This is a genomic window from Streptomyces sp. BR123 (assembly GCF_013401435.1).
In the GTDB taxonomy this organism is placed as follows: domain Bacteria; phylum Actinomycetota; class Actinomycetes; order Streptomycetales; family Streptomycetaceae; genus Streptomyces.
Genome location: NZ_JACBGN010000056.1, coordinates 20,630 through 34,698 on the forward strand (window position 1 = coordinate 20,630; position 14,069 = coordinate 34,698).

Sequence of the window (14,069 nt, forward strand, 5' to 3'; positions counted from 1 at the left end):
AGCCGCCTGCACACCCCGGCCCGCCCGGAGTCCGCACGGCGGCCCGCGCATCGGCCCGGGCACCGGCTGCGGACGGGCCGGACGAGCGGCGCCTTCCCCGGTTCCCGGGTCCAGCCCGTTCGCTCCCGCACACTTCCGTCCTGCGCCCCGATGGCGGCGCTCCGACACCGCAGACAAAACGGAACCCGTACGTCCGTAGACCTTCAACCTCGCGCCGTCCCCTGCTGCGAAGGATCCCTGACCAGCGGTGGCCCCGGCGTATCCGGCCCCGCTCGGACCTGCCCATGGAGCCGGTTCGCACACGGCACATCGCATTGGTGAAGCACCGGGCCGCCGACGGCACGAGGGCGCGGGCGCGGGATCTCATCCCGGGCCGGGCCCTCGTACCGTGGGAGCCTCCCCTACTCGGAGCGGCTCCCGAACGCGCCGAGGCGGTGGCAGACCTGGTACGGGACGGTCACCGGACGATCGTCGAGGATCTTCCGGGCCCGGTACCCGTCGAGACTCATCCCGTACCACGGAACCTGGCCGGCGCGCGCGAGCTCGTCGTTGATCCCGCGCAGGGCGCAGGAGCGCTGGGGTTCGGGCAGCCGGTCCAGGGCGGGCACCGCGTCCGCCGACAGGAACCGGAAGTAGGCCAGGTCGATCTTGCCGGTCTCACTGAAGCGGACGGTGTTCTTCTCGGCGACCACGGCATCCGGGGACATCAGCCCGAACGCGAGGGTGGCGGCCGCGGCGCTTCCGACGACGGCACGCGGCAGCCAGCGGGCGCCGAACACCCCGGCGGCCATGATCAGCACGATGACCAGGCCGAGCCAGAGCTCCATCGCGGCCACCGACACCCGCAGCCGGGTCAAGCCGTACGCATCCACGTACAGGTCCATGCGGCGCAGCGCGGAGGCGACCACCACCAGGGTCAGCGCGCACAGCGTGCCGAGGACGCCTCGGACGAGCCGCCGGTCGGCGGCGCCGGAGCGCGGGGCCCAGCGCAGGGCGAGCGCGATCACGGCGAGGGTGAGCAGGGTCACCCAGAGCAGCTGCCAGAAGCCCTGGCGGGCGTACTCGGAGTAGGTGAGCCCGGTGCTGCGCAGGACCTTGTCGTATCCGCCGAAGAGGACGGCGAGTTGGACAGAGTTGAAGCCGGCGAAGAGCAAGCTGCCGCGCGCGGGCGCGGGCACCGCGGCGGACGCTCCGGCCAGCTGCTCCGGCACCGCCCCTCCGCCGGCCCCGGGAGGAAACGACCCCGTTTCCCACCGGGCCGCCGCGCAGGCAGGGCTCCGCCCGGGTGGCTACGGGGCCGACGTCTGGGGAAGCCACGCGGGGAGGGCTTCGGTGCGCGCCAGCCACGCGGCCGGCAGCACGTCCTCCCCGCGCCCGCCCAGCACCCCGCCGACGATCGCGCAGGTCGTGTCGACGTCCCCGCCCACCTGCGCGGTGGTCCAGAACGCCTGCTCGTAGTCGTTCAGCGAGCGGGCCGCCGACCAGAGGGCGAACGGCACGGTGTCGTGCGCGCTGGTGCGGCGCCCGCAGCCCAAGACCGCCGCCACCGTGGTCGCGTCGTCGTAGTCCAGCATGTCCCGGGCCCGCCGCAGGCCCGCGCCCACGGCGCTGCGAGGCACCAGCGCGATGACGTTGTCCAGCAGGTCGGTGGCGGTCGGCGGGCCCAGCGGATCCGCCGCCAGCGCGGCCGCCGCGGCGACGGCCATCGCCCCGCACACCGCCTCGCGGTGCTGGTGGGTGGTGTAGGCGGAGATCTCCGCCTGGTGGATCGCCTGCTCGGGGTCGTCGGCGTACCAGGCGCCCAGGGGCGCGATGCGCATGGCCGCGCCGTTGCCCCACGAGCCCTGCCCGTTGAACAGTTCGGCGGCGAGGGTCCGCCAGTCCTCCCCCTCCCGGACCAGGCGCAGCATCCGGTTCACCGCGGGACCGTAGCCGCGGTCGAAGTCGTGGTGGTGGGCGAAGGAGTTGGCCAGGGCGTCCTGATCGATGCGGCCGTGTTCGGCGAGTACGGCGAGGACCGAGCAGGCCATCTCGGTGTCGTCGGTCCACTGCCAGGTATCGGTACCCGCGGGCAGTTCCCGGCGCTTGAGCAGGGGGTAGTTGACGGGGACGAAGTACTGGGAGCCGAGGGCGTCTCCCAGGGCCAGCCCGCGGAGGCTGGCCATGGCGCGTGCGAAGCGCCGTTCGGAAGCGGAGTCAGCGGTCATTGCGCGTCACTTTAGCCGTCCAGGTCATAAGGCTCGGGTGTGGTCCACCGCTCAAACGGGCGGTCCAGGCGGTAGCGGCCGCCGGGGCCCAGCATGAGCACCCGGTACTCGCCGTTCCCGGGGTTGGAGAGGCATTCGAATTCGGCCACCGACCAGTGGAACCAGCGCATGCAGAACAGCCTCATTGTCAGCCCGTGCGTCACCAGTAGCACGTTCGGCGGGTGGTCGGCGGCTTCGAAGCTGCGGTGGAGGCTTTCCAGGAAAGAGCCGACGCGGTCGTAGACGTCCGCTCCGGACTCGCCTTGCGCGAAGCGGTAGAAGAAGTGTCCGTAGGTGTCCCGGTAGGACTTCTGCAGGCGGACGTCCTCCCGGTCCTGCCAGTTTCCCCAGTCCTGCTCGCGCAGCCGCGGCTCCTCGCGCACCCGGACCAGCGACGGGTCCAGCCGCAGGTCCCGGAAGGTCTGCAGGGTCCGGCGGTACGGGGACACGTACGCGCTGACGCGCTCGTCGCCGAAGAGCTCGCGCAGCCGTGCGCCGGCCTCGATGGCCTGCCGGTGGCCCAGCTCGGTCATCCGCAGGGCGTGGTCGGGCTCCCGCTCGTACACGGTGTCGTCGACGTTGCCCTCGGATTCCCCGTGCCGGACGAGGACGATGCGCCGTGGTCGTGCCATTCTTCGACCCTATGCGGCCTTCGGCGTGCCCGGCACCCGGGCACGCCGGTCACGCCGGTCACGCCGGCCGATCTTCGTACGGTCATACCGTCCAGGAGGCTTCCAGGTCGACCACGTCCCCGGTGAGCGCCTCGACGTCGGCCTCGGTCTGCGCGCGCAGGGAGAGCCGCTCGACCCGCTCCTGGCGGTACTTGCCGTGCTCGGCAGCCGCGTGCCACATCGACAGGACCAGGAATTCCCGGCCGGGGGCCTCACCGAAGAGGCCGCGGACCATTCCGGGCGACCCGGCCATGGCCGGATTCCACACCTTCTCCTGCATGAGCGCGAAGTGGTCCACGCGGCCCTCCCGTACCCGGGTGTGGGCCACGCGGACCACGTCGGCATCGGTGAAGCGCGGCTCGAAGCCGGTCTTCACGTCGAAGCGGTGGTCGAAGAGGCTGACCCGCGCGTTGGTGTACGTACCGGCCTGGGCCGCGGCCAGCCGGTCGTGCGAGCGGGCCATGAACGAGTCATAGAAGGAACGGCTCTCCCAGAACGCGAAGACATGCGCGACCCCCTGCCTCCCCCGGCTCCAACCGCCGCCCTGTCCCCGGAAGCCCGGCTCCCCCGGCAGCCCCGCCCATTTGCGCTGCCCGCGCTCGAACCCGCGTCGGTCCGTCACCGTGCAGCGAATCCACTTGACCAGCACGGCGTCATGGTACGGGCCCGGCGCGGCCGGGGTCAGTCCTCAGCGAGGTTCACCCGGTCCAGTTCCTCCGCATCCCGCTCGGAGAGGCGAAGACCGAACTCGCGGTCGAGCACGTCGACCAGTTCGCCGCGGGCGACGGACCGGCGCTCGCTGCGCCCGTCGGGGTACAGGCGGGTGAGCTCGCGCCCGACGAGGGCGGTACGGACGGCGTCGCCCGGCTTCTGCACGATGACCTGCCCGATGAAAGCGGACCGGGGATGGGTGGAGCTGTAGTGGTTCAGCAGGACGTAGTCCACGGGGTGATAGCGCTGCGGGGAGAAGGCGTAGAGGTCGCGCCAGGTGTCCCCGCGCAGCAGGGACAGCGCGAGGACGCCGTCCTCCTCCTCGCGGACGGCGTAGGTCCATTCCCCTTGCTCCACTTCGGCTCCGGGGCGGACCAGTGGGACGGGTTCGAGCGGTCCCTGGTGGCCGAAACCGGCGTCGCAGAGCCAGGGTTGGCCCTCGACGGTGACGACGAGGACGGCATGCGTCACCGGGAGGAGCGTGTCGCCCCGGGTGCGGTTGCGGGCGCCACGCCCGGACACGTGGAAGCCGATCCGCTCCAGGGTCGCGGCCAGCAGCGAGTTCTGCTCGTAGCAGTAGCCGCCGCGGCGGCCGTGCACGAGCTTGTCCTCGATGGCCTTGATTTCCAGCGCGACGGGGCGGCCGAGCAGTACGTCCAGGCTCTCGAAGGCTATGGCACCGGTGTGGGCCCGGTGCACTGCGTACAACGTGTCGAGGTCCGGCAGGAGTTCCCCGTCGCCCCCGACGGGTCCCTCGTATCCGATCCGGGCGAGGTAGGCCCCGAGATCCAGCTGGTCACCACTCCACATGTCGCTCCCCCGTTCCGGCCTCGCGGCCCGTGAAAGTCCGTGGCGCTTGTCCGCCGCGCTCGCACAATGATCGGCATGACGGCCCTGCACACCAACCTTCTCTTCGCCCGCGCCGCCGACGCCGAGAACCGCCCCGCCCGCCGCATCCCCCGCCGGCGGAGCACCCCGCGAAGACGACGCCCGGGGCCGGGGGAAGAGGACGCCCGAAGCCGCGGCGGGCACGACGAAGGGGACCGGCCCGGTGGCCGGTCCCCTTCGTCTGCTGCCGGGTGGCGGTCCGGGCGGTCACCCCGCCCGGACCGCGACGCCGCGGATCAGCTGCAGCCGCTGGTGGAGCCGCAGCCCTCGCAGATGTAGCAGGAGCCGGCGCGCTGCATCTTCGTACCGCAGGAGAAGCAGAGCGGGGCGTCGGCGGAGACACCGAGCTGCATCTCGACCAGCTCCGCGCTGGAGTGCGCGGTCTTCGGCGCCGGGACGGTCACGGCCTGCGCCTTCTGGGGCGCGGGAACGGAGGCCAGCGGGGCGGACTGGGCCAGGGACTCCGTGTCGACCTCGTCCTCGAGCGGCTCGTAGGAGCCGGTGTCGAGGTGGCGCTGGCGCTCCTCGGCGGTGTGGATGCCGAGGGCAGAACGGGTCTCGAACGGCAGGAAGTCCAGGGCCAGGCGGCGGAAGATGTAGTCGACGATCGACTGCGCCATCCGCACGTCCGGGTCGTCCGTCATACCGGCGGGCTCGAAGCGCATGTTGGTGAACTTCGAGACGTAGGTCTCCAGCGGGACGCCGTACTGGAGGCCGACCGAGACGGCGATGGAGAAGGCGTCCATCATGCCGGCGAGGGTGGAGCCCTGCTTGGACATCTTCAGGAAGACCTCGCCCAGGCCGTCGTCCGGGTAGGAGTTGGCGGTCATGTAGCCTTCGGCGCCACCGACCGTGAAGGAGGTGGTGATCCCCGGGCGGCCCTTGGGCAGGCGCTTGCGGACCGGGCGGTACTCGATGACCTTCTCGACCGCCGCGCGGATGGCCTCCTCGGCCTTCTCCGTGACCTCGGCCTTCTCCTGCTCCTTCTTCTTGGCGGAGAGGGGCTGGCCGACCTTGCAGTTGTCGCGGTAGATCGCGAGGGCCTTGACGCCGAGCTTCCAGGCCTCGAAGTAGATCTCCTCGACCTCCTCGACGGTCGCCGACTCCGGCATGTTGACCGTCTTGGAGATGGCGCCGGAGATCCACGGCTGGATCGCGGCCATCATGCGGACATGGCCCATCGGGGAGATGGAGCGCTCGCCCATGGCGCAGTCGAAGACCTCGTAGTGCTCCGTCTTCAGGCCGGGGGCGTCGATCACGTTGCCGTGCTCGGCGATGTGGGCGACGATCGCCTCGATCTGCTCCTCCTGGTAGCCCAGGCGGCGAAGGGCCTGCGGGACGGTGCCGTTGACGATCTGCATCGATCCGCCGCCGACGAGCTTCTTGAACTTGACCAGGGCAAGGTCCGGCTCGACACCGGTGGTGTCGCAGGACATCGCGAGACCGATGGTGCCGGTCGGCGCGAGGACGGAGGCCTGGGAGTTGCGGAAGCCGTTCTTCTCGCCGAGGCGCAGGACGTCCTGCCAGGCCTCGGTGGCCGCGGCCCAGATCGCGTTGTCCAGGTCCTCGGTGCGCGGCGCGGCGCCGTTGGCGTCCGCATGCTGCTTCATGACGCGCTTGTGGGCGTCGGCGTTGCGGGCGTAGCCGTCGTAGGGGCCGACGATGGCGGCCAGCTCGGCGGAGCGCTTGTACGCGGTGCCGGTCATCAGCGAGGTGATGGAGGCGGCGAGCGTGCGCCCGCCGTCCGAGTCGTACGCGTGGCCGGTCGCCATCAGCAGGGCGCCGAGGTTGGCGTAGCCGATGCCGAGCTGGCGGTAGGCGCGGGTGTTCTCACCGATCTTCTGCGTCGGGAAGTCCGCGAAGCAGATGGAGATGTCCATCGCGGTGATGACGAGCTCGACGACCTTGGCGAAGCGGGCGGCGTCGAAGGACTGGTTGCCCTTGCCGTCGTCGTCGAGGAACTTCATCAGGTTCAGCGAGGCGAGGTTGCAGGACGTGTTGTCCAGGTGCATGTACTCGCTGCACGGGTTGGACGCGGTGATGCGGCCGGACTCTGGGCAGGTGTGCCAGCGGTTGATGACACCGTCGTACTGGATGCCCGGGTCGGCACAGGCCCACGCGGCCTCGGCGAGCTTGCGGAACAGCGCCTTCGCGTCGACCTCCTCGATGACCTCGCCGGTCATGCGGGCGCGCAGGCCGAAGCCGGTGCCGTTCTCGACGGCCGTCATGAACTCGTCGTTCACGCGGACGGAGTTGTTGGCGTTCTGGTACTGGACGGACGTGATGTCGTCGCCGCCCAGGTCCATGTCGAAGCCCGCGTCGCGCAGGGCGCGGATCTTCTCCTCTTCCTTCACCTTGGTGGCGATGAAGTCCTCGACGTCCGGGTGGTCCACGTCGAGCACGACCATCTTGGCCGCACGGCGGGTGGCACCGCCCGACTTGATCGTTCCGGCGGACGCGTCGGCGCCGCGCATGAAGGAGACCGGGCCGGAGGCGTTGCCGCCGGAGGAGAGGAGCTCCTTTGAGGAGCGGATGCGGGAGAGGTTCAGGCCGGCGCCGGAACCGCCCTTGAAGATCATGCCCTCTTCCTTGTACCAGTCGAGGATCGACTCCATGGAGTCGTCGACGGACAGGATGAAGCAGGCGGAGACCTGCTGCGGCTGGGGCGTGCCGACGTTGAACCACACCGGGGAGTTGAAGCTGAAGATCTGGTGCAGGAGGGCGTAGGTCAGCTCGTGCTCGAAGATCTCCGCGTCGGCGGGGGACGCGAAGTAGCCGTGGTCCTCGCCGGCCTTCGTGTACGTCTTCACGATGCGGTCGATGAGCTGCTTCAGGCCTGTCTCGCGCTGCGGGGTGCCGACGGCGCCGCGGAAGTACTTGCTGGTGACGATGTTGACCGCGTTCACCGACCAGAAGTCGGGGAACTCGACGCCGCGCTGCTCGAAGTTGACCGAGCCGTCGCGCCAGTTGGTCATGACGACGTCACGGAGCTCCCAGTCCACCTCGTCGTACGGGTGCACGCCCGGGGTGGTGTGGATGCGCTCGATCCGCAGGCCGCCCTTGGCAGCCTTGGTCCCCTTGGGGCGGGAACCACGTGCCGAGCTGCTCGCCGTCTCTGTCATGCCGCCTGCCTCCCATATGCGGGCAAAAACGCCCTAAAGTGCCAGCGATATTCCGCGGCACAGTGCTGTGTCTTGTTACGTTTCGTCTCTCCCGGCTGCACCGGGAGTCCCCCGGCTACCACCGGAGGAGCGCCAGGCCGAGCAGACGGGCCACGCGGAACGCGTGGCCGCCCGGTCAGTCGGCGGCGGAGGCGGGCACGGGGACCGGAACGGCCCCTCCGGACTCGCACTCTTCAGGATGAGGCCGCCGGTCGCGCAGTTCCGCGATGGCCGTCTCGAAGTCTTCAAGGGTGTCGAACGCTTTGTACACGGACGCGAACCGCAGGTACGCGACCAGATCGAGCTCCTGGAGCGGGCCGAGTATGGCCAGACCCACGTCGTGGGTGGTCAGCTCGGCGCTGCCGGTGGCGCGCACCGCCTCCTCGACCCGCTGGCCGAGCTTGGCGAGGGCGTCCTCCGTGACGGGCCGCCCCTGGCAGGCCTTGCGCACGCCGGAGATGACCTTGGTACGGCTGAAGGGTTCAGTGACCCCGCTGCGCTTGATCACCATCAGCGAGGCCGTCTCCACCGTCGTGAAACGACGGGAGCAGTCCGGGCACTGACGACGTCTGCGGATCGAGGTGCCGTCGTCGGTGGTGCGGCTGTCGACCACGCGACTGTCGGGGTGCCTGCAGAAGGGGCAGTGCATGGGTTTCCTTCACCCTCCCTCTCGGCACGACTGAATCGCCCCGCCCACCCCTGGAGACAGGGGCCCACCCCCGTAGGGGGCCTCGCGGAGCACCACAAGCATATGCGATTCCGAGAGCCTCGCGAGCCCACCGGACCACAAGTTGTGGGTGACCTCGCTCATCCAACCACTAGATATGGGGGTGCGACGGATCGATTTCACTACCGCGCGTCGCGGCCCGATGACCAGGCGGAAGGGATGCGCGGTGCCACACCGACAGGGACCGGAGGGCGCCGATCCGCGCGGGAAGGGTACCGTAAACAGCGGACACAGGGCCGAACCTGCGTTCGGTGAATTGCGCGCCGCCGCACACGGCGGCCATACACCTCTCGATGTGGCCACGGCGAGCGATCTGCGATTTTTCACTCGAACGTGTGTTTGGCGCAACCTTTCGAAAGCAACTACCGTTGTCCAGCTAGGGAGAACATTTCGAGAGGGGCCGCCGACGTGACCACGACCGCAGACAGTGCCGCCATCACTGCCCAGAACCGCTCCCAGAGCCGACTCGACCCGGTGCACGCCATGAACGAAGCAAGCCTGAACCCGGAGGCGGAGTCCGTCCGGCCCGCGCGCTCCCTGCCAGGGCGCCCTCCAGGCATCCGCGCCGACAGCTCCGGGCTCACGGACCGGCAGCGGAGGGTCATCGAGGTCATCCGCGACTCCGTGCAGCGGCGGGGCTACCCTCCGTCGATGCGGGAGATCGGCCAGGCGGTGGGCCTGTCCAGCACCTCGTCCGTCGCCCACCAGCTGATGGCCTTGGAGCGCAAGGGATTCCTGCGCCGCGACCCCCACCGGCCCCGGGCGTACGAGGTCCGCGCGTCGGACCAGCCCAGCTCGCAGCCCACCGACACCACCGGCAAGCCTGCCGCCTCGTACGTTCCCCTGGTCGGACGGATCGCGGCCGGCGGCCCGATCCTCGCCGAGGAGTCGGTGGAGGACGTATTCCCGCTCCCGCGCCAGCTCGTCGGCGACGGTGAGCTCTTCGTCCTCAAGGTCGTCGGCGACTCGATGATCGAAGCCGCGATCTGCGACGGCGACTGGGTCACCGTCCGCCGTCAGCCGGTCGCCGAGAACGGTGACATCGTCGCCGCGATGCTCGACGGCGAGGCCACGGTCAAGCGGTTCAAGCGCGAGGACGGCCACGTCTGGCTGCTCCCGCACAACGCGGCGTACCAGCCGATCCCCGGCGACGAGGCCACCATCCTCGGCAAGGTCGTCGCCGTACTGCGCCGGGTCTGAGCCCGCGCCCCTGTCCAGCTCCGGGACTCACTGCGCCGGTCCCGGAGCTGTCTGTATCCCTTGCCGGCGCAGAGCTTTGCAGCGCCGAACTCATGGCCGTCGGCACCCGGGTTGTGGTTTCGGGTGCCGACGGCTTTGCCGTGCGGCGTTGCGGCTGAGCCCGGGGTTCCGCCCAGGGTGTTCCGCGCCGACGCTTCGGCGCCGACGCTACTTCCCGTCCGCCTTGGCGGCCGCATCGATGGCGGCGAGGGAACGGCGGACCTGATTGCGGTCCGTGGTGTACCAGAAGTCCGGGAGCGAGGCCTTCAGGAAGCTCCCGTAGCGGGCCGTGGCCAGCCGCGGGTCGAGGACGGCGACGATGCCCCGGTCTCCTGATGCCCGTACGAGCCGGCCCGCCCCCTGAGCCATCAGCAGCGCGGCGTGCGTGGCGGCGACCGCCATGAACCCGTTGCCTCCGTGCTCCTCGACCGACTTCTGGCGGGCGCTCATCAGGGGGTCGTCAGGGCGCGGGAACGGGATCCGGTCCATGATCACGAGCTGGCAGCTCGGTCCGGGCACGTCCACGCCCTGCCACAGGGACAGCGTCCCGAACAGGCAGGTCTTCGGGTCCGCGGCGAACGCCTTGATCAGCTCGCCCAGGGTTTCCTCGCCCTGCAGCAGGATCGGGTGGTCGAGCCGGCCGCGGAGTTCCTCGGCGGCCGCCTTGGCGCCGCGCATGGAGGAGAACAGACCGAGGGTGCGGCCCCCGGCCGCTTCGATCAGCTCGGCGAGCTCGTCCATCATGTCGCCGCGCGTGCCCTCGCGGCCGGGCGTGGCGAGGTGCTTGGCAACGTAGAGGATGCCCTGCTTGGGATAGTCGAACGGCGAGCCGACGTCCAGGCCCTTCCAGACCGGTGCGTCATCCGCTTCCACGCCCTCGGGGGACAGTCCCAGCGAGGCCGCGACCCCGTTGAAGTCCCCTCCCAGCTTGAGGGTCGCCGAGGTGAGGACCACCGAGCGGTCCTCGAACAGTTTCTCGCGCAGCAGCCCGGACACCGACAGGGGGGCCACGCGGAGGGTGGCCCCGAAACGGTCGTGGCGCTCGTACCAGACGACGTCGTACTCGGAACCGGCGATGATCCGCTCCGCCACCGCGTGGACGTTCTCCACGGAGGCGAGTGCCTGCTTGCGGACCGCGTCCTCGTCGGCGACGGACTTGTCCCTGGTCGCCCCGATCGCGGAGATGACATTGCGCGCGGCGTCCCGTAGGGAGGTCAGCGCGTAACCGAGGTCCTCCGGGATCTCCTCCAGCCGACCGGGGAGAGCAAGCTCCATGACCCGCTCGAAGGACTCCGAGGCGGTCTGCAGGGCATCGGCGGTCTTCTCGTCGACCAGCTTTGCAGCGCGCTTCACGGCGCGGTTGACCTGGCCGGGGGTGAGCTCACCGGTGGCGGCCCCGGTCACGCGGGACACGAGCTCGTGCGCCTCGTCCACGATCAGCACCTCGTGCTGGGGCAGGACGGGGGCGCCCTCGATCGCATCGATGGCCAGCAACGCATGGTTGGTGACGACCACGTCGGCGAGCTTGGCCCGCTCGCGGGCGGCCTCGGCGAAGCACTCGGCACCGTACGCGCACTTCGACGCGCCGAGGCATTCGCGGGAGGAGACCGAGATTTGACCCCAGGCGCGGTCGGAGACGCCGGGCGTGAGGTCGTCCCGGTCGCCCGTTTCCGTCTCGTCGGCCCAGTCCCTCAGGCGCAGCAGGTCCTGTCCGAGCTTGCTGGTGGGGGCAGCCGCCTCGAACTGGTCGAAGAGGCCTTCCTCCTCGTCCTGCGGTGCGCCCTCGTGCAGCCGGTGCAGGCAGAGGTAGTTGGACCGGCCCTTGAGCATGGCGAACTGCGGGCGGCGGCGCAGCTGCGGGTGCAGTGCCTCCACCGTCCGGGGCAGGTCGCGCTCGACCAGCTGCCGCTGCAGCGCCAGCGTCGCCGTGGCGACGACCACGCGCTCGCCGTGCGCGAGGGCCGGCACCAGGTAGCCGAGGGACTTGCCGGTGCCGGTGCCGGCCTGGATGAGCCGGTGGGTGCTGTCGTCGATCGCTTCGGCGACGGCTTCGGCCATGGCGACCTGGCCGGGCCGCTCCGTGCCGCCGACGGCGGCGACGGCTGCGTGCAGCAGGTCGGTGAGGGAGGGCTTCGTCATAGCACCTCCCACCCTACGGGGCGGCACCGACAGTGACGGCCACAGCGGGGATGCACGGGCGATGCAAGGGCGCCGGAGGCCCGGGCGGCGAGGGCTCCGCGGACGGCGGCCTCACTCTCCCGGGTGAACATCCAAACGGCGGGAACCTTGCTGCGCGGCGCAGAGTTTTCGGAGTGTAAGGGCGGGCGAGGAGGTAGGGAGCCGGGAGGAGGCGGAGGGGACGTGCGGTGTCGGGATCCCGGGGGCGGGCGGCCGTCAGATGAGGTTGCGCAAGGCCCGCTCCCGGATCATCAGGGCGGCGCGCTTCCCGGGAAGTTCGATCTCGGTGGAACAGCGGAAGCCGGAGGCCAGGAAGGCTGACACGGAGGGGGTGTTGCGGATGTCCGGTTCGGCGATGACCCGGGTGCAGCGCGGGCGGTTGTCGAGTACCAGGTTGGCGACGGTGCGCAGCAGGGTCGTGCCCAGGCCGCGGCCGCGATGCGTGCCGTCTGCGATGAGCAGGTGGATACCGGTGTCGTGGGGGTGCGCCCGGTAGTGGCGGGCGAGCGGGTCGAGGTCGGCCCGGTAGATCTCCCAATAGCTCATCGGAGTGCCGTCGAGGTAGCCGATGCAGGGGGTGCTGCTGCCGTCGCCGTCGAGCTGGGCCCGCAGGTGTGCGGCGGTGACGGAGGCGGGGCCGGCGAGTTCCCAGTGCGCGGCCGCGTCGGGCTCGTTCATCCACCGGGTGAGGAGTTCGAGGTCGCGGCCGAGGCGGATGGGCTCCAGGCGGAAGGCTCCGGCCGGGGTGGTGACGCTGCCCCATCCGGCTGGGGAGTCGAGCAGCTCGGCTTCTGCGAGCAGGGGCAGGAGCCTGGCTGCGAAGCGGAAGGCGGCGGGGTGAGCGGTGGTGTGCCCCGCCACGTGGGCTGGGTTTTCGATTTCGGTGGAGGGCATCGGGCTCAATCGTGGAGGGGGTTGGGGATGGTGACGTAGGCGGACTGGAGGTCGAGGGAGCCGGCGGGTTCGTCTGGGCCGCCAAGGCGGATGAGCAGGTTCGCCTTGCAGCGCAGGGTGGGCGAGTCGAGCAGCCGCTCGGGCAGGGGGCCGAGGTTGTAGGCCTTGCCGAGGAAACGGCGGAAGGCGGCGAGCAGGACGCGTTCGTCGGCGAGCCGCTGTGACCCGAAGGCCCCGATGAGACCGAGCACGTTGTCGATGCCCAGGGAGGAGGTGAAGCGTTCGTCGGTGACGGCGTCGCAGACGAAGGTGTCGCTGGCGCCGCCGATGCCGGGGAGCCGGCGTTCGAGCTCCGCGCGGCGGGACGCGCGGAAGCGGTGGCCCCGGCTGCCGCGGTACCGGCCGCCGGCGGGCCAGCCGTCCCGGTCGAGCACGACCAGCGTGTTCTGCTGATGGGCTTCGAGGGCGATGCCGGCGAGCGCGTCAAAGGCGAGGACGGGCAGGACGACGTGGTCGAGATAGCGCAGGAACCACTCGGCGGCGACGGCGGAGGGAGGCCGCCCGGTGGTGGTGGCGAGCCGGGAGACGGTCTCGGCGAGCCGTGAACGCATCGTGGCCCGGCCCGGCCGGGAGCGGGGCGCGGTGAGGGCGGCGATGCACAAGACCTTGTCGTGGGAGCGGAAGGGGTTGTGGCGCAGTACGACGTCGAGTCCGAGGACGGGGGCGCCGTCCGGGGCGTCGACGGCGGCCCAGGCGGGGTCGCGCACGATGTCGAAGCCGGGGTGGGCTGCCTGCCACTGTTCCACGAGGCCGGTGCGGAGCAGCCGGTGCACTTCGACTCCGCGGTGGAGCTCCTTGCGGGGGTTCTCCCCGCGGGAGCCGGTGGTGCGCAGGCCGAGGGAGAGCTTGAGCATCGCGGGGGCACCGGAGCGGTAGACGGTGCGGACGGAGGAGGTGGGGTACCAGGGCTCGCCGTGCGGGCCGAGGTCGTGCAGGAGCCCGGCGTCGAGTAGGGCGGTGACGGATGGGCGCTGGAGCAGGTCGCGGGCTTGCCAGGGGTGGACGGGAAGGGGGGTTGTACCGTCCGGCAGCGGAAGTTCGGGGGCAAGCCGGTCCAGGAGCCGGGCGGCGGCCACCGGGCGGCCGCGCTCGGTCCAGGCGGAGTCGGTGACGAGGGCGGAAGGGGCGACGGCCAGCCAGTGCAGGGGGAAGGAGCCGTGGAGTTCGGGTGAGTAACGGCGCGCTTCGATCGGTGACAGCTCTTCGCGGCTCTTCGGATCGGGTTCGAGGGGGTGGCCGAGGAGGAGGGACTGTTCGGCGGCGAGGAAGAGGTCACCGGCGATCGGGGCGGGCG

General features: G+C 70.8%; 10 protein-coding genes and 1 pseudogene. 1 reads left to right on the top strand and 10 read right to left on the bottom strand.

Annotated features, from left to right (window positions below):
* Positions 1–401: 401 nt before the first annotated feature.
* From HYE82_RS12235 to nrdR, 7 genes and pseudogenes are all read right to left on the bottom strand, one after another.
* Positions 402–1,154 (bottom strand): annotated as a pseudogene (locus HYE82_RS12235) (DUF4173 domain-containing protein); the annotation flags it as partial.
* 135 nt (positions 1,155–1,289) lie between these two features.
* Positions 1,290–2,207, bottom strand: coding sequence for an ADP-ribosylglycohydrolase family protein (locus HYE82_RS12240; protein WP_179174030.1), 918 nt, complete (start codon positions 2,205–2,207; stop codon positions 1,290–1,292).
* 11 nt (positions 2,208–2,218) lie between these two features.
* The gene (locus tag HYE82_RS12245) at positions 2,219–2,878 is read right to left on the bottom strand and encodes a histidine phosphatase family protein (protein WP_179174031.1); all 660 of its coding nucleotides are present in this window, start codon (positions 2,876–2,878) and stop codon (positions 2,219–2,221) included.
* An 82-nt stretch (positions 2,879–2,960) separates the two neighbouring features.
* On the bottom strand, positions 2,961–3,566 hold the full coding sequence (locus tag HYE82_RS12250) for a YdbC family protein (protein ID WP_179174032.1): 606 nt from the start codon (positions 3,564–3,566) through the stop codon (positions 2,961–2,963).
* A 32-nt stretch (positions 3,567–3,598) separates the two neighbouring features.
* Positions 3,599–4,438, bottom strand: coding sequence for an arylamine N-acetyltransferase (locus HYE82_RS12255; protein ID WP_179174033.1), 840 nt, complete (start codon positions 4,436–4,438; stop codon positions 3,599–3,601).
* A 314-nt stretch (positions 4,439–4,752) separates the two neighbouring features.
* The gene (locus tag HYE82_RS12260) at positions 4,753–7,638 is read right to left on the bottom strand and encodes a vitamin B12-dependent ribonucleotide reductase (RefSeq protein ID WP_179174034.1); all 2,886 of its coding nucleotides are present in this window, start codon (positions 7,636–7,638) and stop codon (positions 4,753–4,755) included.
* Positions 7,639–7,813: 175 nt separating this feature from the next.
* Positions 7,814–8,326, bottom strand: coding sequence for a transcriptional regulator NrdR (gene nrdR / locus HYE82_RS12265; protein WP_179174035.1), 513 nt, complete (start codon positions 8,324–8,326; stop codon positions 7,814–7,816).
* Between the two features lie 486 nt (positions 8,327–8,812).
* Here nrdR and lexA point away from each other — a divergent pair, with 486 nt between their 5' ends.
* Entirely contained in the window at positions 8,813–9,604 is a 792-nt protein-coding gene (lexA, locus tag HYE82_RS12270; protein ID WP_179174036.1) for a transcriptional repressor LexA, read from the top strand.
* 207 nt (positions 9,605–9,811) lie between these two features.
* Here lexA and HYE82_RS12275 read toward each other — a convergent pair whose 3' ends face one another.
* From HYE82_RS12275 to HYE82_RS12285, 3 genes are all read right to left on the bottom strand, one after another.
* Positions 9,812–11,782, bottom strand: coding sequence for an ATP-dependent DNA helicase (locus tag HYE82_RS12275; RefSeq protein ID WP_179174037.1), 1,971 nt, complete (start codon positions 11,780–11,782; stop codon positions 9,812–9,814).
* Positions 11,783–12,037: 255 nt separating this feature from the next.
* Complete coding sequence (locus HYE82_RS12280; RefSeq protein WP_179174038.1) at positions 12,038–12,715, bottom strand: GNAT family N-acetyltransferase; 678 nt, start codon at positions 12,713–12,715, stop codon at positions 12,038–12,040.
* 5 nt (positions 12,716–12,720) lie between these two features.
* The coding region (locus tag HYE82_RS12285) for an IucA/IucC family siderophore biosynthesis protein (RefSeq protein ID WP_179174039.1) at positions 12,721–14,069 on the bottom strand (1,349 nt) is incomplete at its 5' end.

Bases quoted from the DNA above. Each gene is read 5' to 3' on its own strand.
- HYE82_RS12255 (WP_179174033.1), bottom strand. From the start codon at position 4,438: ATGTGGAGTGGTGACCAGCTGGATCTCGGGGCCTACCTCGCCCGGATC.
- nrdR (WP_179174035.1), bottom strand. From the start codon at position 8,326: ATGCACTGCCCCTTCTGCAGGCACCCCGACAGTCGCGTGGTCGACAGC.
- HYE82_RS12280 (WP_179174038.1), bottom strand. From the start codon at position 12,715: ATGCCCTCCACCGAAATCGAAAACCCAGCCCACGTGGCGGGGCACACC.
- HYE82_RS12260 (WP_179174034.1), bottom strand. From the start codon at position 7,638: ATGACAGAGACGGCGAGCAGCTCGGCACGTGGTTCCCGCCCCAAGGGG.
- HYE82_RS12275 (WP_179174037.1), bottom strand. From the start codon at position 11,782: ATGACGAAGCCCTCCCTCACCGACCTGCTGCACGCAGCCGTCGCCGCC.
- HYE82_RS12245 (WP_179174031.1), bottom strand. From the start codon at position 2,878: ATGGCACGACCACGGCGCATCGTCCTCGTCCGGCACGGGGAATCCGAG.
- HYE82_RS12240 (WP_179174030.1), bottom strand. From the start codon at position 2,207: ATGACCGCTGACTCCGCTTCCGAACGGCGCTTCGCACGCGCCATGGCC.